At 40.8% G+C, this 23403-nt stretch carries 18 protein-coding genes; 12 read left to right on the top strand and 6 right to left on the bottom strand.

Going from position 1 to position 23403, the window contains the following annotated elements; all coding sequences use genetic code 11:
• Nucleotides 1-9: 9 nt before the first annotated feature.
• The 4 genes from F3059_RS03265 to F3059_RS03250 form a co-directional block, all read right to left on the bottom strand.
• Nucleotides 10-564, bottom strand: coding sequence for a nucleoside 2-deoxyribosyltransferase domain-containing protein (locus F3059_RS03265; protein WP_151166514.1), 555 nt, complete (start codon nucleotides 562-564; stop codon nucleotides 10-12).
• A gap of 127 nt (nucleotides 565-691) precedes the next feature.
• Nucleotides 692-1375 carry an aspartate/glutamate racemase family protein gene (locus F3059_RS03260; protein ID WP_151166513.1) on the bottom strand — a complete coding sequence of 228 codons (684 nt, stop codon included), beginning with the start codon at nucleotides 1373-1375 and terminating at the stop codon, nucleotides 692-694.
• A 211-nt stretch (nucleotides 1376-1586) separates the two neighbouring features.
• Nucleotides 1587-2897 carry a DUF4886 domain-containing protein gene (locus tag F3059_RS03255; RefSeq protein WP_151166512.1) on the bottom strand — a complete coding sequence of 437 codons (1311 nt, stop codon included), beginning with the start codon at nucleotides 2895-2897 and terminating at the stop codon, nucleotides 1587-1589.
• Between the two features lie 350 nt (nucleotides 2898-3247).
• Nucleotides 3248-3781, bottom strand: a complete 534-nt coding sequence (locus F3059_RS03250) for a hypothetical protein (RefSeq protein ID WP_151166511.1) — start codon at nucleotides 3779-3781, stop codon at nucleotides 3248-3250.
• Nucleotides 3782-4644: 863 nt separating this feature from the next.
• Between F3059_RS03250 and F3059_RS03245 the strand changes: the two genes are divergently transcribed.
• From F3059_RS03245 to F3059_RS03230, 4 genes are all read left to right on the top strand, one after another.
• Nucleotides 4645-4851 carry a hypothetical protein gene (locus tag F3059_RS03245; RefSeq protein WP_151166510.1) on the top strand — a complete coding sequence of 69 codons (207 nt, stop codon included), beginning with the start codon at nucleotides 4645-4647 and terminating at the stop codon, nucleotides 4849-4851.
• A 587-nt stretch (nucleotides 4852-5438) separates the two neighbouring features.
• Complete coding sequence (locus F3059_RS03240; RefSeq protein ID WP_170265019.1) at nucleotides 5439-6272, top strand: LytR/AlgR family response regulator transcription factor; 834 nt, start codon at nucleotides 5439-5441, stop codon at nucleotides 6270-6272.
• Nucleotides 6273-7339: 1067 nt separating this feature from the next.
• Nucleotides 7340-7975: a DUF2306 domain-containing protein gene (locus F3059_RS03235; protein ID WP_151166508.1), complete on the top strand. Its 636-nt coding sequence runs from the start codon at nucleotides 7340-7342 to the stop codon at nucleotides 7973-7975.
• 1 nt (nucleotide 7976) lies between these two features.
• The gene (locus F3059_RS03230) at nucleotides 7977-9245 is read left to right on the top strand and encodes a hypothetical protein (RefSeq protein WP_151166507.1); all 1269 of its coding nucleotides are present in this window, start codon (nucleotides 7977-7979) and stop codon (nucleotides 9243-9245) included.
• On the opposite strand, the gene F3059_RS03225 is transcribed toward F3059_RS03230, so the two are convergent.
• Complete coding sequence (locus F3059_RS03225) at nucleotides 9242-10867, bottom strand: LuxR family transcriptional regulator (RefSeq protein WP_151166506.1); 1626 nt, start codon at nucleotides 10865-10867, stop codon at nucleotides 9242-9244. The two genes, F3059_RS03230 and F3059_RS03225, sit on opposite strands and share 4 nt — an antisense overlap.
• A gap of 174 nt (nucleotides 10868-11041) precedes the next feature.
• Here F3059_RS03225 and F3059_RS03220 point away from each other — a divergent pair, with 174 nt between their 5' ends.
• The 6 genes from F3059_RS03220 to F3059_RS03195 all read left to right on the top strand — a co-directional run bounded on the left by F3059_RS03220 (nucleotide 11042) and on the right by F3059_RS03195 (nucleotide 19380).
• Nucleotides 11042-13291, top strand: coding sequence for a T9SS type A sorting domain-containing protein (locus F3059_RS03220; RefSeq protein WP_151166505.1), 2250 nt, complete (start codon nucleotides 11042-11044; stop codon nucleotides 13289-13291).
• A gap of 175 nt (nucleotides 13292-13466) precedes the next feature.
• The gene (locus F3059_RS03215; protein WP_151166504.1) at nucleotides 13467-13955 is read left to right on the top strand and encodes a T9SS type A sorting domain-containing protein; all 489 of its coding nucleotides are present in this window, start codon (nucleotides 13467-13469) and stop codon (nucleotides 13953-13955) included.
• Nucleotides 13956-14059: 104 nt separating this feature from the next.
• Nucleotides 14060-15151 (top strand): DUF1566 domain-containing protein, encoded by a 1092-nt coding sequence (locus F3059_RS13770; RefSeq protein WP_151166503.1) that lies wholly within the window; start codon nucleotides 14060-14062, stop codon nucleotides 15149-15151.
• Between the two features lie 335 nt (nucleotides 15152-15486).
• Nucleotides 15487-16443, top strand: a complete 957-nt coding sequence (locus tag F3059_RS03205) for an NAD(P)H-dependent flavin oxidoreductase (RefSeq protein WP_151166502.1) — start codon at nucleotides 15487-15489, stop codon at nucleotides 16441-16443.
• 38 nt (nucleotides 16444-16481) lie between these two features.
• Nucleotides 16482-18551, top strand: a complete 2070-nt coding sequence (locus tag F3059_RS03200) for a T9SS type B sorting domain-containing protein (protein ID WP_151166501.1) — start codon at nucleotides 16482-16484, stop codon at nucleotides 18549-18551.
• Between the two features lie 100 nt (nucleotides 18552-18651).
• Entirely contained in the window at nucleotides 18652-19380 is a 729-nt protein-coding gene (locus F3059_RS03195; RefSeq protein WP_151166500.1) for an outer membrane beta-barrel protein, read from the top strand.
• Here the strand turns inward: F3059_RS03195 and F3059_RS03190 are convergent.
• Nucleotides 19343-20668, bottom strand: coding sequence for a mechanosensitive ion channel family protein (locus F3059_RS03190; protein ID WP_170265017.1), 1326 nt, complete (start codon nucleotides 20666-20668; stop codon nucleotides 19343-19345). The genes F3059_RS03195 and F3059_RS03190 overlap by 38 nt on opposite strands.
• Nucleotides 20669-20778: 110 nt before the next feature.
• Here F3059_RS03190 and F3059_RS03185 point away from each other — a divergent pair, with 110 nt between their 5' ends.
• On the top strand, nucleotides 20779-21894 hold the full coding sequence (locus F3059_RS03185; RefSeq protein WP_151166498.1) for a vWA domain-containing protein: 1116 nt from the start codon (nucleotides 20779-20781) through the stop codon (nucleotides 21892-21894).
• Nucleotides 21895-21910: 16 nt separating this feature from the next.
• Entirely contained in the window at nucleotides 21911-23395 is a 1485-nt protein-coding gene (locus tag F3059_RS03180; RefSeq protein ID WP_151166497.1) for a sigma 54-interacting transcriptional regulator, read from the top strand.
• Nucleotides 23396-23403: the final 8 nt, after the last annotated feature.

The raw sequence follows: 23403 nt of genomic DNA, 5'->3' as shown, positions 1-23403 counted from the left end.
GCGTCATGCTCATTCTTTAATCGCTCTAACAATGGCGTTGTAAAATGAGTTGGGAATGGCGTCATCAGTATCGGGGTAGTGCCAGGAGATACCGTATTTTTCGCACAGTATTTTGGCCCAGTTGAGTGACTCTGCTCTGTGCGGACTACCCACAATGATTTTTTGGTTTTTGTTTTGAATGGCATTACTCAAAAAGAATCCGAACTCAAACCGTGATGAAGGCCCGATGTTAGCAGGATAACTTCCCGCTTTTTCAGATGTCCAAAAAGTTGGCAGCCAAAACGCTACGACTTTACTTTCCAGCATTTTGTCGTGCTCCCAAAGTGTTTGGTCTTTCTCTGTGTAGTGTTCAGTCATCACGTCATCCCAATAACCTGTTTTGGGCTGTGGAATGATGAGTTGCATCGAGTTGATTTGCTCATCTTCAATTGACTCAAATCGTTTGATGACCTGTCTTCTCCAACCGTTTAGCATTTCTCCATCTTTTGGTGATGGTCCGGCTAAAAACACTGAATTGTGAGCGTTGATTTTTTGGTCAGAGGCAAATAGCGTTTCAATTGTCATACTTGCTCAACAATGAGCAAAGTGGAAAGTTTTGTTAGCTGTAATGGCGAATTTGATCCATAAAAAGGCTGAGTTGGAGGATTGGAATAGTCAATGACAGGACAGGCTCTGACCGAAAATAAATAAATTATCGATCTAATATAAAATCAACCGCCATGTTGACGTGTAAATCTGTAGTAGCCAAAAGGGGCACATCCATTTTATGATCTTTGAAAAGGATTGGCAGCTCCGTGCAGCCTAGAATAATGCCATCGGCACCGTTTTGTACCAGCTGTTCGATTTGCTCTTTGAAGAAATGCAGTGCATCATCAGAAAAGGTGCCTTGCGTCAGTTCTTTGGAAACATAATGATGCGCCTGGTCGATGAATTGATCATCGGGAATGATGGTTTCTATTTGAAAGTTGTTTTTCAATCTGTTTGCAATGAAGCTGCCAGTCATAGTGGGTTTGTTGCCCAATAACCCTAGTTTCTCAAGTCCCAACTGCTGCGCTCTTTTTCCGGTAGCATCAGCAATGTGCAGAATAGGAATTGAAATTTTATCGTGCACGTAATCGTAAACATTGTGCGGAGTATTGGCACAAATGATAATGGCTTCGGCACCGGCCTCTTCCAATTTTTGAGAAGTCTCCAGGTACTTTGCATTGATTTTTTCCCAGTTCTGCTCACGCATGAGCTCGATGTTGAGACTGTGAATTATCAATGGCGGATTGCCCTGACTGCCAATTTCCTCTGCCACTTTTTTATTGATTGAACTGTAGTACTCTACGGTGGAATACCAGGAAGTTCCGCCTATCATTCCAAGGGTTTTCATTATGAATAAGTTGATTTTGGTTTTTGTTTTAACTACGCTTAAGAACTGAAGCGAATTTACTCACTAAAATTGAGAAGGAAAGTGAGGGTTGTTACATTGAGGTATCATGTCAACTTTTCAAATTGCTTTCAACCGAGTAAGCCTCGCATAAGCATTCAACATCAAAATTGAATAGCTAAAGAAAAAAGTATGAGCTCTGAGTTTTTACAGACTACTTTTTCAAAATTTTAAAACTTGCTTTTGATCCTGAAAACTCATCTCTTAAACTGATTATATAAAAACCAGTAGGCAAGTCATATAGTTGGATATTGGTATTTCGTGCTGCATTTACTCTTTGACTAATAACGATTTGACCTAAAGTATTCATCAGCTCGATCTCTAAAGTGCCTTTATTTGTTCCGTTATTTTGAATGACAATTTTGGATGTTGCCGGATTGGGAAAGACTTCAAAGTTTTCATTGAAGTGATACTCAACCCTTTTGGTTGTTGAAATGTTGATGGTTTTTTCTGTAGTATCACGGCTCGAGCAATAATCAGCGATTAGCCTCACGGTGTAGCTACCGTTTGAATTGTAGGTGTGAGTTGGCGTTTTTGCGGTATCAGTATTCCCATCTCCAAAATCCCAGTAATAATTCACCGGAGACCGACTTAGCGATAAATTTGTAAAAGCTACTGAATCGTGAAAGACATTAAAGTTGAAGTCTGCTGTTACCTCATAAGCATCCAGGTTCCATTTGGAATAAGCATCAAAAACGGTAGAGTCTGCCATAGTTTGTAAAGAATTGGCTTCTGAATTACTCAGGTTGCCGGTAAAAGTATTTCCGACAGGGCTCGAGTTCCATAAAGCGGCATGAAAAACACAAGCTGCAAGATAGCTTCCCCTGTAATTGGGATGGCTCTGATCAGATGAATGTAAAACTAAATTGGTGTTTTCGATGATGTTTTTCCATGCAATTCCAACTGGTGCAACACTTGCATTAATAGCCTCAGCTGCTCCTATGTAGGCACTTTCCAGTGAATCCTGCATGTGGCTAAAATCGACAAAGACCGGACTGCAATAATTATCTGGTGAGCATTGTTGTCCGCCATTTTGCCTTCCCCAGGTCATAAACATCATTATTTTGGCACATGGGTTATAATGTGAAATTGAATCTTCGAGGCTTTCAACTGAAGGATACATGTAATTGTACCTGTAGTGATCGATTGTGGGGACCTGACTTTGTTCTTGAAGTATGACAAAGTCCCAGTTTTCAGACTTGATTTTGTGCATTGCTGTAGTGTCGAGCTGTTGTGAAGTATTTTCATTATTAGCAAAATTCCACAGCAAAGTACCTCCGGGAGTATAGCTATCGTAGATAAGTTCTTTATTATCGGCATTTGCCAGATTTGATACCAGTTGAGGCAGGTTGTTGTAAGCTGTATAGCTATTCCCCAAAAACAACACTCTTAGTGTGTCATTTTGAGCAGTACTACCAATTGATAAAAAGGCAAAGAGGACGATTAATAAATTTACTTGTTTCATTTCGAGCTTTTCTAATTTGAGATTTTCTAAAAGAATGTAAAGCTATTCAATTTACTTTAAATTGCTCATTCATAGCATTTAAATAAGATAGGAGTGAATTCATTATAGTGGGTTTATTAAGTAGTATCGCTATAAAAAATCAAGAATGTGCTAAGGGAGTTGCGAACTGTTTCAACCGAGCACGCAAGTGCGAGCTTACGAATTCCTTGAATTAATAAGATTGATTAAGTATATTTAATAGTAAAACGTAAAGACCATGAACTCCTAATGTTCGGTTGATCTTAATTTAGTTCGGAGTATTTTTTTATCGTGTTTTTGCTTTAAGTCAGACCCGTCTATTTTTTTAAGAGTTATTGTATAAAATGACTTTTTAACTCTTCAGACCATTTTACTCGTGGGTCACTTTTATCTGCAATATTATGCCCGTGTCTCCAACAGTCCTGTTTAGTCTTAAAAACTACAGTTGTCCAACTCCCATCATCGACAAACATAGCCCCTGTTACCTCTCCGGTTACCTTATATATGCTGTCTGTAAAGAACTGATTTACTATTTTTTTAGTTCTGTTTCCAACGAATAGCTTTCTGTGAAAAAAAGGTTCATTTTTGAAAACTTTTACTTTGATACTGCCTTTCTTAGTCCATGCTAGAACTCCAAATTTGTAACTACAACCATTTGTTCCCGAAGTATAAGTAACTCCTAATATACTGTCGGAGTTGATTTTGTCGAACTTCTTCTGGAATTTTTCTGCAAATTCACAAGAGGAGTATGAAATAGTATCACAAGAATTCTGAGCTTTTCCTGAAGTAAAGGAAAGCAATGAAATTAGACTGATCACAGAATAGAAAGAGCAGTTTATTAATGGTCTAATTTTCAAGGGTGTCAATCGTAGAGCATTTGCTCGCTAATATAAAGAAATTAGAGTTGTTTGATATTACATCTAGCATTGAACTTCCTCAAGCTCTTTAGATGCATCAAAATCCAATGTTCACCTTTCAGGATTCAAGCTACCATTGGCAAATAAGCCTGAGCATAGCTCACGTCCATGAATCATTATTGTTGTAGGATATCTGTTACTGCACTGTATGACATTGAACTGTAATTCTTCAATGTCAATCTTCTTAAGAAGTTACTGATTGGGAAAGGATAAAAGAGCCCGGCTAAAACGGGTAACCTTACCCGGCTTGAAATAACAGGAATTCACCTTACAGAAAAAATAGCTTTGAATGTTTCCATTTTGCACTCTTGTTAGTTATAACTAGATGAAAGTAGAGAAAACAGCGCGAAATGATATGCTCGCATAACGGCCGTTATTTGACAATAGCTCCAGTACTGGCGCATCTTTGGCGTGTTATTTTAAAGAATAACAGTTTGGCATTTTCTTCCATTAATTTTGGATTAAATGAAAAAAATGAAGAAAAAAGAGATCGTTTGCAGACTTGTGCATATAAACAACATGAAAAATAATTTCAGAATTGGGGATGACTTGGTATATGTCGCTACTTTAGGTTTGCAGAGAAATAATTCAACATTGATATATAGTGTTTTAATATTGAGTGGATAATGGAGAATGATTTTTTAGGAAGTATTAAAAAAGGCATAATTATGATGAGAAACTTGTTTTTCCTAACAATGAGGTGTTTGAAACAGGGGGTAAATGTAAGTTTAATGTGCATAATTACTATGCAAATGGCTTGACTTTGCCTATACCGAGGTTTTACATTTGAAGAACGATTTAAATAAACAAATATGAAGAGACAAATTTTAATGCTCAATGCGGCCAGGCGAGAAAAGAATAGTGCTGTTAACTATAAAATTGGAGGTTCAATGGAGCATTTTGAAACTGCTCTTGATCTTTTAAAAGATCCAGTTGAGTTTGTTTTCCAACTGGTGTTTATTTGCCAGGTTGTGTCGACATCACTCAAAAGTAAAAAGCCTCGCAAGGAGCGAGGCTAAAGAATAGTAATAAATTTCTAACAGAATCCTGGAAGCTGCAACTTCCGGGATTCTAAAACAGTACAAACGTATGAAAAAATATTTTGTGCGCATTAGAGCGCCAACTGTAAGATGATTAGGAACTCCTTTATCATAGTAGTAACAAACATAAGAATATATGACTTCACTTTTCCAGGAACATTCAAGCTCTTCCATGAATCTTGAGTAGGATGTTTTTTGAGGAGTAGCCTATGTTGTTTCTATTCCAAAATAGCAACCTTCATTAACCTTAAGCAAAGTAGCTCTCGCATTGCTCTTTTTTGCAATATAAAGATAGTGTTTGTGAATTGCTATCAGATTATTCGTTAACTCATGTTGGTTGGGCTGGTTGTTCCTTAATAAAGCATGATGCAGTTTATGCTTTATGTTACCTCTATTGATATTCAATACTAAAAGCTTGAGAACGCAATCTATTTAAGTTGATGAAAAACATTCTAAAGTTCAGATTCAAAAAGACTTAATCCATACTTCATCCCCAAAAAGGTTATTCCCCTATATTTGACTCCATGTCCGTTTGGGAAATATTGAACAGACCGTACCCGGTGAGTATGAAGAAGTGGCCCATGATTATTGCAATCAGCATTTTCATCGGGTTGTTTTTGATGGTTTTTGAGCCGTTTGGTTTGCAGTTCATCGAGATGGAGTACAAAGCGCTGTTCTTGTTTGGCTACGGAGTCGTCACGTTTTGTTTCATGGTTCTGAACCTGATCATCATTCCCAAAATATTTCCACGCCATTTTGCTGAAAAAAACTGGACAGTAAAGCGCCACATCATTTGGCTGGTAATCGATGTCGTGATGATTGCCGCGGGGAATTACCTGTACTCTGTTTGGGTCGGGTTTTTCTCCTGGGCCGGTATTGAGGGGTTTCTCATTTTCTTGGGTTTTACGATTCCAATCGGATTGTTCCCGGCTGTCATTACTACGTTCATTCAGCAGAATATCAACCTGAAGAGGAATCTTGCTGGATCTGACGAGATCAACACTTCAATCTCTCACAAAAAGGATCATACGGAGACGAACTCAACGCTGGATCTGACCGCGGGTAATCAGACTTACTCGTTTCATTACGAGCAGATTATTTTTATCGAGTCTGAAGGGAATTACGTCAAAGTGCATTACCGCGATGGGGAAGAGGTGAAACGCGAAATGATCAGGAGCACGATGAAGGGTGTTGAGGATTTGATTTCCAATGAAGTCCTGTTCAGATGTCACCGGGCTTTCATTGTCAACCTCGATTATGTTCAAAAGGTGGAGGGGAATTCACAGGGTTTCACACTCCAACTGGAGTTTTCAAACGATCAGATCCCGGTTTCGCGCAGTTACACGAAGCCTTTTAAAAAGGCGATGATCCGGTTTTCAGATCGGAATGGTTTAGGTTAAGGTTGAGGTTGAGAGAAGTTCTAATGATATTTTGACATAATTGTGCACTTAAGGTGTTAAGGGTTTGGAGGTTTGTGGGTTTGGTGTTTGTTTAGCCAACCAGCCAACCAGCCAACCAGCCAACCAGCCAACCAGCCAACCAGCCAACCAAGATTGAGATCGTTCTAATGATGTTTATGGTTAATTGTTTACTAAAAGATCGCTTGTTTTTTTCATCCCAAAAACCAGAGACGAGAACGTAATTCGAACTACTCCCGATATGACTTTACGAGCTTTTTGGCCTCGGGAACTGACGCGTAGAATTTCAGCAGAGAGAGCGTACATTTTTGCTGTGCCTGAGCTCAGCCTTCGGGTTTTTCAAAAGAAAAACACGTAAAAGGCGTTTGCGAGTTCAGTAAAAATAGAGATCGACTGCTAGAAATTCGAGCGAAGTTTCCGTCAGCCTTGATCTTTCTGTCCTTTTGCATCAAGGCAAAAGGACAACATAAAATATTGATTAATTGCAATCATCAATCTTTTTTCTTGATAAAAAAGATAGAAAAAATCAAGTCTCATCAGAGGCGATTTTTCTCCGCGTCCGCTGCGAAAACCGCAGTCGGATTGTGTGCTCCGCGCTTTGTCTTTTTCGTATGTTGAACCCCCGCAGCAAGTGCGTGGGTCTATGATTTTCTAAGCCTCTGACACTTCGGTCATAGGCAAGAAACTCAAAGACGCGACTACGCACATCCGCTGCATATCGCTGACTGATGAGACGGAACCTACGAATTGAGATTGTGGTTAATTGTTTACTAAAAGATCGCTTGTTTTTTCATCCTAAAAACCTGAGTCAAAAAAAAGGTTCATCACTTCTTGACCTCAGCCTCAACACTAGACCTTAGAGAGTTCTGATGAAAAAATGGTAAGACTGGGTTGTTGATTGTAGTTTGTAACTCATCCCAACTCTTGCATTTCATCAAAAAAACTTTGCTATTGGTCACAAAACCTTGCATTCTATCCCTAAAATACTTAATTTCAGGTAGTTGTGATTAATGTTGTTCATCGAATTGAACACAAAACAATCACGACAAATGGAAACTTTCACCAACATTTCGATCATTATTCACGCTACGTGCGGAGCTATCGCATTGCTCTCTGCTACAATCGCTGTCATTGCGCAAAAAGGGAAAAAACTACACCGCAAATCCGGACTAGTATTTTACTATTCCATGATGGCATGCGGAATCTCAGCATTTCTCATCTCTGTCTTGCCCGGGCACGAAAGTCCGTTCCTTTTCGCGGTAGGCATTTTCAGCCTGTTTTTTGTCCTCACAGGGTATCGTGCGCTCCAATTCAAAAGGAAAAACCACAACCTGATGTTCGATAAAATTATCGCTTACGTGATGATCGTCAGCGGGGTTTTGATGATCACACTGCCACCATTGCTCACCGCCAAAATGGACATCGTTTTAACCGTTTTTGGAGCTGTGGGTATTTACTTCTCCATTCAGGATTTAAGGCTCTTTCAGAACCGAAAGAAGTTGAGAGCCACCTGGCTCAATCAGCATTTAACCCGCATGATGGGAGGTTTCATAGCAGCGGTAACAGCTTTTGTGGTGGTCAATCAAATCCTTCCTGGAGTTGTGGGCTGGCTACTTCCCGGAGCTGTGGGAAGTATCATCATCAGCTATTGGGTGAGGAAAAATGTGAAATCAAAAATTGCCTGATATGAAAACGATTATTTTAGTATTGGTCGGATCACTTTTTTGCCAGTTCCTCACCGCGCAGGTTTACACCGAAAAACAGACCCGTCACCGTTTTGCGCAGTTGAACTTTGGTGCAGATCTCGCAACAAACGTGGGAGGGAAGTCGCATTACCTGACGGGAGGTGATCAGCTCAACGAATTTGACTTCCCGCTGACACATCAACCGAGGCTCATAATTGGCGGAACTCACTTTTGGGGACATGCCGATTTCACGATTTCGTTTCCGTTGTTAAACAGTCGGTTTTCCAAAAACGATCAGGATGTTTATTACCGATCAGGAGTGGAAACAGCGTTCAAATTTTACCCGTGGCGGATTGAGAATAAGTCTTTTCGTCCGTATTTGGGCATTGCGTTATCCACTTATCAATACGAGCAGGATAACAAGAAAAGAGTATGGTCTGACGGACCCAATTTACAGGTAAGCCGTTTTCCTTTACTGGCCGGATTCACATACAACTACGGCAATCAGTTATTTGAGCTGGGTGTCTCATACAATTACGACAATACTGCGGATTACTACTTGAGCGAGATTGAAAGAGCAAGTGTAGAACTGTCGCCTTTTCAGTTGCATCTTTCGTATCGTTACATGTTGGAAACGACTTTGTCGGCAGAGAAGAGTTGGGAATCCGGAAAAACACAGGAAGTCACACAAAAGCTGGCAGAGCGTGGCGATCTGAATAGTTTTTTCGTAGGTGCCGGGTTTTCATCGACTTTTTGGCTGAATGAGAGCAGCTACAACAAAGAAGCTCATCCATACATTGAAAAATACCCGATCAGCAACATGCCCGATTTTGCACTCGGTTACTACCTGCACAAGCCAGATCTCAACTTTACGCTGGCTTACCGGGGTTACGAATCTCAAACCGGTTCATATGGAGTCGATCAAAATGTTTCGCGGAATTCACTCGGACTCGAAGTCACCAAATTCCTGTTCGACTATCACGGATTTGATCCGTTTATCGGTCCGGTTGTGAGTTACGAAAACCTATCCTTCACTGAAAGAGTGAGAGGAGTGGAGAACCACGACATCGAAGATCAAAAATTCGCTTACGGAGTTACATTTGGGTGGGATATTCGGCCAAACAGAATACAGAGTTGGATTTTGCGTACAAACCTGCGGTGGTACCCGAAACTGGATCTTTCCGTGGGCTCTGACCAAAACATTTCATTCGATAACCTGGAATTCAACTTTATACAGCTCATCGTTTTTCCCGAAAGACTGTTGGATTAAACATCGATTTTTTCGATCAAATCCTCGCGCGGTTCAACCTTGAGTTTTCTGCGCAAGCGAGTTTTCGCCTTTTTTACCGAATCAGGAGAGATGTTGAGCACCGAGGCGATTTCTTTGGTGCTCATTTCCACCTTCATGAGTGCGCACAGGCGTTTTTCTTTTGGTGTGAGTTTGGGATTGAGGTCGTCCAGTTTTTTCAGGAATTGAGGGTGTACATCTTCAAAATACACGCTGAATTCCTTCCAGTCCTTGTCAACACTGAACGCATATTTCAGTGCCGATTTAATCCCGTTCAAATCTGATCGAGCCTCACCGGGAACCTTTTTAGACAACTCATTGATCCGATCCTTAAAATCTTCGAGCTGTTTGTTCTTTTGGATAATCCGCAGACCCTCTTTCGTGAGTGCGCGGGATTTCAATTGGAGTTCTGACCGTAATCGCTCTTCCTGCGTGGTTTTCACTTCCAACTCTTTTTGCAGAACCTCGTTCTTTTTGGCTTTCAATTTGCGATCACTGCGCAGCTTAATCGTGATAGCCGCGCCACCGGTAGCAGCCAATACAAAGAGTGAAATGAAAAAGTAGGTCTTGCGCTGCTCACTTTTCTTTTGGGCCTGCAAAAGCGCTATCTCGTTTTCCTTTTCTGTTACTTCAATTTCATTTTCAAGGCTCGCGATTGCTTTTTCCTTTTCAACCGTGTATAGGGAATCTGCAAGTGCGTGATACTTTTTGAGATACTCATTGGCAACCTTGTAATTCCCGGCTTTTTCATGAGCATTTATGATTTTTCTAAAGCTGTGAAATGAGCGGCTTACTTCACCGGCATTGAGATAGGTATCTATTGAAGCAGACCATCTTTCAATTGCCTCATCAACTTTGTTTTCACTATAATTGAGTTCTGCTAAATTACCCATTGCATCGGCCCGTACTAGCGGAGATTTTATTTCTTCAGCGAGATCGACAGCTTTATTGAGGTAATACTTTGAACTGTCAATCCTGTCAGTAATGAGGAATAACCTTCCCATGTTTTGGTAGGCTGCGAGTTGTGATGTTTTATCATCAACCTTCATCGCCCATGAATTGAGCTGTTTAAATGTTTTGAGCGACCGTTCATAGTCACCGTTTTGAGCGAGCAGAATCGCCATATTCCCTTTGCTTTTGATGATGTATTCGGTGTTACCGATCTCCGTAAATATTGCTGTAGCTTTTTCGTAAAAGTCGATTGCTTTTTCACGTTTAACCCTTACAGCGTAAACAAAAGCCAGGTTGAAATACACCTCTCCAATAGCTTCTTTATTATCGTTTTCTTTAAAAATTCGCAGCGCGTGAAACAGGTTCGATAATGCTTTTTCGTGCTCCGTAATTTTTGAATACCTCACACCTTTGAGGTAATGCGTTATACCGGTCAGAACCGAATCGCCCTGTGTCATTCCCGATATTGAATCGATGAGTTGTGCGGCCCGGTCGTAATGACTCGATGCAATTTCACTCTCTATTTTTTTGTTGAGTAGATAGAATTCCGGATGTTCGAGTGAGTCCACCTGGACACACCAGGATTTGGTGACAGTGAGCAGACAAATACTCACCATCAAAAGTAATTTGAATGTGGTCTTTGAAATTTGCATAATGTAGCTGATAGTTTTGATGTCTACTCACCAAAAGTAATAGGAAGCCTTTACAGCAAAGGATAAAACGGTAGAAAATGTAGTGGTGTCCCCCTTTTGTACCCCGTTGATATTTGCGTTGATAAGCTTTGTGAAGGTTATTTGTCAGCAGAAATCAAATTAAAATTGACTCGTATGAAATTCAATTTGTTCAAAGCGCTGAGTTTAATCATCATCATGATTGTATTGACTCAACTCGCATTTTCACAACCAGAATGGAAGAAACTGTCTGGGTTGGACAATACTAACTCACTGACTTCAATCTCGAAATCTGATCATAATGGCAATGTTTTCGCTATAACTCCCGATAGCTGGATTTATCACTCTGCCGATAGCGGTAAGTCCTGGGCACCGTTTCAAACTGCGCTCAGTCACACAAATATTGGCGATGTAAACGCTTCTGATGGATCTGACCGTGTATATGTAGCTACAGGATCTGACGGTATCGCCTGGACAGATGATTTTGGAGCTAACTGGGACAATGATCTCCTCACAGGTGGAGGTGGAACCTCCGGCTTTGGTGCTACAATACTCGATATTGGCGTGAGGGGAAATGATGCTTTCGTCATGACATTTGGCGATCCGTTTAGCAGCAATCCTGACAATGGAATTTTTGTTTGCTCTAACAATGCAAACAGTTTTACACACTTTGACAGCGTGCCTTTCTTCCCACATGGCGGGTTCGCTTTTTACAAAGATTCACTGATATACATAGCTGCAAATGATGGAATTTACCGTACTGAGCAGTCCGCAAACTGGTCAAATGTAGCATTTGCAGGGTTTCCAGTTACAAATTTAGAAGTGGGCGGAGACATGCTTTTTGCAACCGTCCAATACAATACAAATGATGTAGTTTTGTATGAATCTTCAGATTTTGGTGATAACTGGCAACAGATTAACGGTTTGCCGAATAATGCAGTAATCACAGATATGGATTACAGCGAGGAAGATGACATCCTTTTTGCAACAACTGACAAAGGTGTTTTTAGACAGCTTAATGGAAGCTGGGAAAAAATCGATAGTGAAACGAGTGCTTTCAATATCATGGCTCTGGGTGATGAAAAAGCGCTTTTTAGTGGTCAGTATACCAGAGGGGCAAATGTTGGAACAAACAATGATTTTGTATCTTACACAGAAGGCTTCTCACTCGATGCCGACTATTTGGAAATCACTGATAACAGTCAACTGTATTACGGTTCGGTTTACACCGCATTTTTGTCTCAGTTCAACTTTAAAACTCTCGAGTGGACTAATCATTCGGCCTACGATGAACTGCAATTTGAAACGAAAATCAACGATATTGCCGTGGATAGTTCGGGACAGCTAGTCTTGGGCGGAACTCACTTCCTCGCTCGTCTCACTGATGAAGGCAACAACTTTCAGGTGATCGGAACCGATTCAACAGCTCCGCTGGCTCCGGTTTACGGAATACTCAATCCGCAGCAAATCTATGCCGGACAAAACGGAAGTATCTCTATCATCCAGCATCAAACGCAGGATTATGTGGATTTCACACCAGATTTTGGTCAATCATGGAGGAAGCTTTTTGAAAGTGGAGCTAATGGGAACCCAACTGTTTTCAAGTTTAATGACATTATTTCCAATCAGCCCGTTCACTACATTTTTGGACAATCACTTGCAATTCAACCAATGCTCTTGCAATCCAAAGACGATGGAGCAAACTGGAATGAAATATCCCTTCCCGATAGTTTAGCACAAATACACAAGATGGTATTTGACAGAACCGGAGAGAATTTATACGTAGCTGCTGGTCAGAGCCTTTACCGCAGGGATACGATCAGCCAGTCGTGGGATAGTCTCAATTTCTCTTACGGAGCAGCCACAAATGTAGATGTTGAGATAAAGTTTGACCATGAGAACAATCTCTATGTAATGGTCAGATCCACATTTGGCACCATGCAGGGTCAAGGCATTTACTACACAGAGGACAACGGAAACACATTTACGAAAATCGATTACCCTGTTGACGGCAATGGAAACCCCGAACCATTTACAACATTCAGCTTTACGGATGACAACGTGCTCATGACGGTCCGCGACCGCAGAATGGCGAATAGCAACGATAAAGCCGGTGTTTATTACTATTCCGATTCAACTATTTCAATGAGTGGTAAACCAGTGTTAAGTTCTGCTAAGAAGTCTTTTAATGTTTATCCTAATCCGGCCAGTGATTACACGAAGTTGAACTTGCAAGGTTTTCAACCTAACAAAGTAAACCTGATCAGTCAAAAAGGAGAAATGACAACAGTTCCAGTTCGAGGTGATAGAGTAGACCTCACTGGAATGGCAAGCGGTATTTACATTGTACATATTGAGCGTGATGGTGTTCAACACACTTCACGCCTGATGATTGTTAACCACTAATTCATGGCTATCTACGATTAGTTCAACATCACAGGAAGGATCAGTGCTTGAGAGTTTGACCTTTTCTTCACAACGCTGATTCTTCCTTTTTTAATCAATAGCTCAATAATTTTTGCTCGATAAATAAGACTTCTTCAAGGAGATTATGTTTAATAATTTATAAAAATGCAACAATATGAAAAAAAACAAATTTAAACTCATAGTAACGACCGTTACAGGGTTACTATGGGTAGGGCTGGTACATTCTCAGGAATCTGTTAATGTATCTGGAGGAAATGCGTCAGGCGTGGGAGGTTCCGTTGCCTACAGCTTAGGTCAGGTAGTATTTACTACGAATGTTGATACAACAGGAAGTGTAAGTCAGGGCGTTCAGCAAACCTATAATATAAATGAGGTGGGGGTTCAGGAAACTGAATTAAACATTTCACTTTCAGTTTTTCCCAATCCAACAGATGATAAGTTGATTTTGAAAATCAATAAGTACAATAATAATAAACTGTCCTATCAACTTTACGATATGAAGGGGAGGTTATTAATGAATGATCAAATAAGAACTCAAAGAACTCAAATAAATACAACAAGCTTGCCCCCGGCATTGTATTTTATGAATGTTGTGGATCGGGAAAATAGAGAGGTTCAATCTTTTAAAATTGTTAAAAACTAAATAGAATGTTTTTCTCTTTATCATGAGAAAAAAATCAACTCAAATTGCTATGATTCTATAGTATGAATAGATAGATTAATTGAAAAACTTTAAAACCAAAGACTATGAATAATATAATGACAACTTTAGTAGTATTCTTTATGACTGTAAGTGTTTTAATACCACAGATGGTAAATGCTCAATCCCCTGAAAAAATGAGCTACCAGGCTGTAATTAGAGATGGTTCTGACGATCTCGTAACTTCTACAGTGGTTGGAATGCAAATAAGCATTTTACAAGGTTCTCCAAATGGAACAGCCGTTTATGAAGAAACTCAAACTCCAACTACGAATACTAATGGTTTAGTTAGCCTTGAGATAGGAACTGGAACAGTTGTAAGTGGTGATTTCTCTACCATTGACTGGGCAAACGGACCATTCTTTATTAAAACAGAAACGGATCCAAATGGCGGAACGAATTATTCTATAACAGGTACAAGTCAGTTATTAAGTGTGCCTTATGCTTTGCATTCAACAACTGCAGATTCACTTACAGGAGCTGTTACTTATTCAGAAGCTGATCCAGTGTTTGATACATCACTAGCAAGCAGTATTACAGGAGCAGATACTGCTAATTGGAATTCCCCTCATATAGATTCAACCGATATTTCGCAAATGGGATATGTTGCAGGATTAAAAACTTATGAGGTGGGAGATTTTGCACAGGGAGGTATTGTCTTTTGGGTTGACGAAACCGGACAACACGGATTAGTATGTACTATTGAGGATGTTACTTCATCTACCATTAGATGGTATGCAGGTAGTTATGGAATTACCAGGGCAGTGGGTGACGGTGTTTATGGAGGAGAAGATAATACCAATCTAATCATTAATGCTCAAATGGTTTTGGGAGATGATGGAAATGATTATGCTGCTTCTGTTTGTAGTGATTTAGTTGTGACCCACGGAGGAGTAGATTACGGTGATTGGTACCTGCCAACCGTGGAAGAGCTGTTAATGATTGGTCAGAATCGTGTTATTGTCAATGATTCTTCTATCGCGAATGGAGGAACAGCTTTAGTTACCAGTCCTTATTGGAGTTCAAATGAGGTGAATGCAAATGATGCTAAATATGTATTAATAACTCCCGGTGGCACTTCTACCTCTAATACTAATAAGACCGCACCGTTTAATGTGAGAGCCGTAAGGGAATTCTAAACTGTTCGCAACAAGTTTGTATGTAACTAAATAGGGAATGATCCCTCCAATCTTTCTGCTTCCTTCCGAGGGTTCCGGAAGGAAGCTTATTCTTTAGGAATCCACTACGATAAATAAAAAAATATTAAGTCTTATTCTAAAAGAAAGTAGAACTATAAATTTAGATTCTTATTCACCAATTTACTCAAATGCTTTATCTATTTAACAATTGTGAGTGATTTTGCTTTTTAAATAAAGCAAAATGGCTTTATTCTTATCATATGGCTATTATCTAAAAACAATCCTTCACTTTCTCTATTCAACTGCTCTTGCGTAAATTCGCATTCAAAATTTGGATGATGAAGAATCGTATTTGTGAGTTGTTTGATATAGACTATCCTATTATTCAGGCCGGAATGATCTGGTGTTCGCCCTGGCAATTGGCCAGTGAAGTTTCTAACGCTGGAGGGTTGGGGATTATCGGATCAGGATCAATGTATCCTGAAGTGTTGAGAGAGCATGTTGAAAAGTGCAAAAAAGCTACTGATAAACCATTTGCGGTTAACGTTCCGTTGCTCTATCCCAACATTGAGGAACATATTCAAACAATCATCGATTACGAGGTTCCGATCGTTTTTTCATCGGCCGGTAATCCTAAAACCTGGACACCTAAACTCAAGGAGCACGGTATTAAAGTCGTGCATGTTGTGTCGAGTGCGAAGTTTGCTAAAAAGGCTGTTGAAGCTGGCTGTGATGCTGTTGTGGCTGAGGGTTTTGAAGCTGGTGGACACAATGGAAGAGAAGAGACGACAACCATGTGCCTCATTCCGCTCGTGAATGATGCCGTTGACGTACCGGTAATTGCAGCCGGTGGTATTGGATCGGGAGGGTCTATTCTGGCAGCTATGTCACTCGGTGCTGATGCTGTTCAAATCGGTAGCCGATTTGCAGCGAGCAATGAATCATCGGGTCACGAGAATTTCAAAAACAGGATCGTGAGCACGAATGAAGGGGATACGGTTCTGACACTCAAAGAACTCGCACCTGTTAGACTTATCAAAAATGAATTTTACGCTGATGTGATGAAAGCATATGATCGTTGCGCATCAAAAGAGGAGTTGGCAGAAGTACTGGGCAGAGCGAGAGCTAAAAAAGGAATGTTCGAGGGTGATATGGAACAGGGCGAACTCGAAATCGGTCAGGTGAGTGCTCAAATTAAGGATGTATTGCCGGCTAAGAAGATTTTTGAAAACCTCCTCACAGAATACCGCGAAGCGAGAAAGGCGATTTGTGATAAAGTTTTTGACCTTTAATACAACGAATTGCCGGCTGGGTCGTTTAAACCATTGATATGCGCATAGTTTCGGTTCTGACCATTATGTTTTTACTGGCTGGATTTGCTCGCGGAGCTGTTGACCCGCCAGATTTGCGTTGCGTTGCTGTTCAGCCTAACGGTGACGTGGTACTCACGTGGATTGCGCCCAATGATCCGGCAAATGAATTTGTCGAATATGTGGTGGGTGTGAGCAATTCACGAAATGGCACTTATACCGAAACATCTGTTGCCAACCTCGCGACTACGACTTTCACAAATACAAATTCCAATGCTACTACAAACTCTGAGTTTTACTACGTCAAAACGGTTTATGATGATGGCAGCGGAAATGTAGAGGTTTCTAGCGATACGTTTGAAACGATGCTTCCGGTAATATCAAACAAAACCGATACTACGGCTACCATAACGTGGAATCCGCAAATCGTGCCCAATTTATCCAGCAACTCTGGTAATTACGAAGTTTTCAGGAGAATTGGAGGAGGGCCGTGGGTATTGGTCGGAACCACACCTTACGGAACTGAAACTTTTACCGACACGACTTTCAAAGTGTGTTCTGAGGATGTTGCATTTAAAGTGGAAACGCAGGATAATAGCGGATGTAGATCTGTATCAGCTATTGTGGAAGAGTTGTTTGAGGACAACACTTCACCTGATATCCCAATCATGGACAGCGTTACAGTTGATACAGCTACCGGAAATCTCGAACTGACCTGGCAATCTAGCGAGGCAGGAGACACAGATGGTTATCAAATCTTGTACTACGATTATGCGTCATCGGCATGGATTATTATCGATACCGTTTACGGAAAAGCAAACACAACATATATCGATTCTGCAGCATCAGGAAGTGGTGGAACTCAGCAATACGCTATCGCTTCATTTGACACCTGCTACAAAGGAAATCCGGCAACTGCCAATATCAGCGCGGGGAGTGATGCGCACCAATCGATTTTTCTTGAAACTTTCCCTGATTTTTGCGCTGAAGAAGTTCAGTTAGAGTGGTCTCAATACCAGGGCTGGGATGACTTACAGGGATATGCGATTTATTACAGACTCAATAATGGACCGTCAGTCTTTTTGGATTCGGTCCCGGGATCTGACAGTACTTATTTGCACGATAATGTGGATGTGCGGCAAAACTATTGCTACGTGATCGTTGGTTATGCCACAGATCGATCAAAGACGAGTACCTCAAATGTTGCTTGTCCGCAAAGCGCTGCTTCTTTCCAGCCAAATATTCACTATCTGCAAAGAGCAAATGTTGTCAACAGTGATTTTGTTGAGGTTGAGTGTTTAGTCGATACTTCGATTTTTGTGAACTACTACGCTCTGGAACGGGCGATAGACTCCAATGGAACTTTCATTGAAATTGCTCGCGCTCCTTACGATCAGAACCCGGTCCTCGAGTTTGAGGATAGAACAGCACAAGTGAACCAAACCGATTACTGGTACAGGGTTGTAATGTACGATTCGTGCGACTTCCCGATTTCTATTTCAAATTTGGCCAAAACGATATACCTGAACGGAACTTTTGATGAGCAAACTTACAATGCTCAGCTGTCGTGGACTCAGTACATTGGATGGGGAGTGTTGGGCGACTCGCTCGATCACTACGACTTATTTCGCGTGGCGGATAATGCAGCCGGCTCAATGAACCAAACTCTCACTACAGGTGATACGTTGCGCAATTTTGAAGAAAACACAGAGACTTACATCACAGAGGGCAACAGGATTTGCTACATCGTTCGAGCTACCAATCGGGATAGTTTACAGGTTTACTCGAACAGGAAATGTTTTAAATCGAATACAAAAATTTGGGTGCCGAATGCATTTAAGCCAACAGGAATTCATAATCCAGAGTTTAAGCCCACTGTAGCTTTTGGAGGTTTTAGACAGTACAGATTACAGATTTTTAACCGATTTGGAAATCTCATTTTTGAATCGACCAATATTGAAAGAGGTTGGGACGGAACGGGAGAAGACGGAAGTGCGGCTCAGCAGGGAGCTTATGCTTATCGTATCTCGCTCGTCAATCAATCCGGTGATGAAGAAGTGAAAATGGGTAGTGTGATTTTGATTAGGTAAAGTGTTGTAATTCTGTTATTTACATTTAAGGGTTTAATTTGTTTCAACAATTAAAGTATTTTTGGTCTGGTTTCTGCTAATCACTAACAAAAGGATGGATATGCTTAAACGATTGAGTATTTTAGTGATGGTGTTGCTCGCAACTTCTGTTCAGGTATTTGGACAGAACGATGACGAAGATGACGAGAATGAAAATGACGGGCACTTAGATGTTCACATGGGATTAGGATTTCCAGAAGGTGAATTTAAAGAAACCGTTGGTGATCGTGCGTTTTTTGGTGTTGGTGGCGGAATCTATTTTCCGCTCGTTCGCAAATTGACGCTCGAACTCGGTTTAACTTACCATTATTACTGGATGGAAAGGCAGGAAGAGGACTTTCAAAAAGACGATCCACAGTTTGGCGAATACGAAGTTACCTCAGTTGTGAATAGCAACATGATGCCCATTCATGCTAACTTGAGAGTTAGTCCGCTCAAGAATGTGAACAACGCATTTTATCCTTACATCGAGGGAATAGCCGGTTTTAGATTGTTCAATTCCCGCACCCGTATTTCAGTTGATGACTACACTCAGAACCCACCGCCAGATGAAATCGAAAACGAAACGAAAGGCGCCTGGAGTTATGGCTATGCAGGTGGTTTGTCTATTAAATTATCGCGTGTAGTATTTATTGATGGTAGAGTGGAAAAACTCTACGGAACCGAATCCTCCTACATAGATCCTGAATCAATTGAGTACAACGATAACACGCAGGAAGCTACTTACGATAAGGTATCATCCAATACAAACCTTATGACTTACTCTCTTGGGCTTCGTTTCCAGTTTTGACATCTCCATTATGTTGTAATTTGAGAGGTGTGATGTCAGATCCGGCTGGAATTTCAAACAACTCGAGATCAAAGTACTTTACTGAAGCGATTGCGTGATCAAAGATTTCGCCCATTACGTATTCATAGTCAACCCAGGATTTTATCTTGCTAAACCCGTAAATTTCAATAGGAATTCCGTGCTCAGTTGGGTGTAATTGACGAGCCATTAACTTCATATCTTTTCTCATGATAGGGTTTTGTCTGAGGTATTCGAGCAAATATTTGCGAAATATCCCCAGGTTCGTTTGGTTCCGACCATTAATAGCTAAAGATTTATCGATGTTATTTTTCTCATTATGGCTATCGATATCAGCCTGGCGAGTGTCTATATATTTGTTGATGAGTTGAATGCCCTTGAGTTTATCCAAATCGTTTTTTTCGAGAAATCGAACCGTACTTTGTTTGATGTAAATCGCTTTTTGAATTCTACGGCCAGGGCCTTCCTCCATGTTGCGGTAATTGATGAAACTATCGCTTATGAGGGCGTAAGTTGGCACATTCGTGATCGTATTGTCCCAGTTGAGTACTTTTACCGTGTTGAGGTTGATGACAGTTACATTACCATCGGCTCCGTATTTACTCATAACAATCCAATCGCCAACCCTAACCATATCATTGTAAGAGAGCTGAATACTTCCCACAAATCCTAAAATGGTATCCTTAAAAATAAGTAGTAGAACTGCCGATGCAGCACCAAGTGCAGCAAATAGGTTGGTGACAGATTTTTCTGTGAGTTCTGAGAAAATCAAAATGGCGACAACAATCCAGCTCGCAATATTGAGTAATTGGGCTAAACTTTGAATAGGCTTGTCCTTGAATTTATCCTTTGTCAGCAGGTAATCACGACTTCCCTGTAGCAAAGCTTGAATAAACAGGGCAATTACAATGAATAGGTAAATGTCAACAATTTCAGTTAGTGGAGTAATCAAAAAGTCAAAATCATGAAAAACTACCGGAATTACTGCACTCACAAAAATTGCCGGTAACCACTGGCTGATGTACCGCGTAATGTTTCGCTCAATCAGGTGATCATCAAAATTGGTTTTCGATTTATTGGCAAAATGATGTAGGAAATTCACGAGTATCTTGCGTACTATAAAATCGATAAGTAATGCTATAATAATGGTCAGAGCCAGAAGAACCAGCATCTTGACAAAACGCAAGCTGCTACCGGCAACGCCCATTTCCTGAAGAATATTCCCTAACCAATTACCAATTTGATTGCCAAGTTCCTGTGTCTCGTCCATAATCGTACGATTAAATAAAGTGCAACAAAAATACTTTAGCAAAGTTAATAACCTGTGAAGCATTTAATAATCTAGCGGCAGGTTAGTGCAGAATTAATACCTTTTCGTCCATGTTGGGATACCGATTTACACGATATACACCGGAGAAAGATGAACGGAGTCCGTTTGAGAAACTGTTCGATATCTTTATGGAGTTACTCACCTACACATCTGGTGATGTTGACGAAGCGATCGACTGGTTGCGCGAACTCGACAAAGAATACAAACTAACAGATGAAAACTACACGATTGATGACTTCATTGAGGATCTGAAGAAAAAAGGATTCATCGATGACGGGACTGGAAAAAAAGGTCAGGGTCCAGGAAGCGGTTACGGTATGACAGCCAAAAGTGAACAGGTCATCAGGCAGCGTTCACTTGAGCAGATCTTTGGAAAAATGAAACGCTCAAACTCGGCTAATCACCGAACTGGAAAAACCGGCCTGGGAGATGAACCAACACCCGAAACGCGGGACTTCCAATTTGGTGACCGAATCGAGCAAATCGACTTTACCGAAAGCATGCGAAATGCGCAGGTCAACCACGGTGTTAGTGATTTCCACATGACAGAGAACGACCTTGTCGTGAGAGAAAATGAGTACAAAACACAAGCTTCTACAGTGCTCATGATCGACTTGTCGCACAGTATGATATTGTACGGTGAGGATCGAATTACTCCGGCCAAAAAAGTGGCGATGGCTCTTGCAGAAATGATCAGGCGCAAATATCCAAAGGATACTCTCGATATAGTCGTTTTTGGGAATGATGCCTGGCAGGTATCGTTGAAAGATTTGCCATATCTCGAAGTGGGACCTTATCACACGAATACCGTAGCGGGACTCGAACTCTCCATGGATTTGCTGAGGAGACGCAAAAATCCCAACAAACAGATTTTCATGATTACTGATGGTAAACCATCGTGCATCAAAATCAATGGCGAGTATTACAAAAACAGCATGGGACTTGACGAGAGAATTGTCAATAAAACACTCAATCTCGCTGTTCAGTGTCGCAAAGCTAAAATTCCCATTACCACCTTTATGATTGCCCGAGATCCTTATTTACAGGGCTTCATAAGAGAGTTTACTGAAGCCAATAAAGGAAAAGCTTTTTACACCGGCTTGAGCGGATTGGGTGACTTTATATTTGAAGATTACGAAAGAAACAGAAGAAGAAATACACGATAAAACTTCACTGCAAAGAATGAATTACGAAAAGATTAAAACTCTGGGAGATCTCAAAAAAAGTGATTACCAGTCAAAAGATATAAAAACAGAGTTGCGCGATAATTTGATCGCCAAAATGCAAAAAGGAGAGAAGGTATTTGATCATGTGATTGGTTATGACAATACTGTTATTCCAGATATTCAGCGTGCTATTTTGGCTCGGCACAATATCAATTTGCTCGGTTTACGAGGTCAGGCTAAAACGAGTATCGCCAGAGCGATGACCTTGCTTTTAGATGAATACATTCCGGTTGTTGAAGGGGCAGAACTCAACGATGATCCGCTTGAACCTGTTTCGCGCTATGCTCGTGATTTGATCGAAGAAAAAGGAGATAAAACGCCTGTTTCCTGGATGCACCGCAGTGAGCGCTATACAGAGAAGCTTGCAACGCCTGACGTAACCATTACTGATCTTATTGGTGATATTGATCCGATAAAAGCTGCTAACCAAAAGTTGAGCTACAACGATGAACGCGTGATTCATTTTGGGCTGGTTCCCAAGGCTAATCGCGGCATTTTTGTGATCAATGAAATTCCCGATTTACAGGCTAGAATCCAGGTTGCATTGTTCAATATTTTGCAGGAAGGTGACATTCAGATCCGAGGGTTTAAGCTGAGAATCAACCTCGATCTACAATTCGTTTTCACCGCAAACCCAGAGGATTACACGAATCGCGGTTCTATAATTACTCCTCTTAAAGATCGTATTCAGAGCCAGATTATCACGCACTATCCCAAATCAATCGATATCAGTAAACAAATTACGCACCAGGAAGCGCGTATTTTACCCGATCAGGAGAAAAAGGTGTATGTAGCACCAATTCTCCAGGATATGTTGGAGATGATTGCTTTTGAGGCTCGTGAAAGTGAGTTTATCGATCAAAAGTCTGGCGTATCGGCTCGTTTGAGTATTTCGGCTTATGAAGACTTAATCGGATCTGCTGAGCGCAGAGCGATCATCAACAGGGAAAAGAAAACAACTGCTCGTATTGGCGACTTCATAGGTGTAATTCCGGCAATTACAGGAAAAGTGGAGCTCGTTTATGAAGGAGAGCAGGAAGGAGCTATTGGAGTTGCTCACAAATTGATCAATCGGGTTATCAGAAAAGTTTTTCCTCAATACTTCCCTGATCCTGAAATGATCAAACGCAGGAAAGAGGAGAGTCCGTATGCTGAAATAATCAAGTGGTTCGCTAAGAATGACCTCGTTCTCGGCAGTGATCTTAAGGATAAGAAATTCCACGAAAAGCTCGTCTCAGTTCCGGGACTGAAAGAACTCGTTAAAAAGTATCATCCAAAGGCAGATGCTACAGAGCAATTCCTTTTTATGGAACTCATCTTACACGGATTGGCTGAGTATTCTCTCATCAGCAAGAATATTGATGAAGAGGGTATGAGTTTCAAGGACATGATGAATTCGATGTTCTCTTTTGATGATGATGACTTCAACGGAGATCTGTAATTTAGCCG

Origin of the sequence: Salibacter halophilus (genome assembly GCF_008806325.1) — a bacterium.
Taxonomy (GTDB): domain Bacteria; phylum Bacteroidota; class Bacteroidia; order Flavobacteriales_G; family Salibacteraceae; genus Salibacter; species Salibacter halophilus.
The sequence above is the reverse complement of the archived record's forward strand: the minus strand, read 5'-3'. Positions and strand labels throughout refer to the sequence as shown.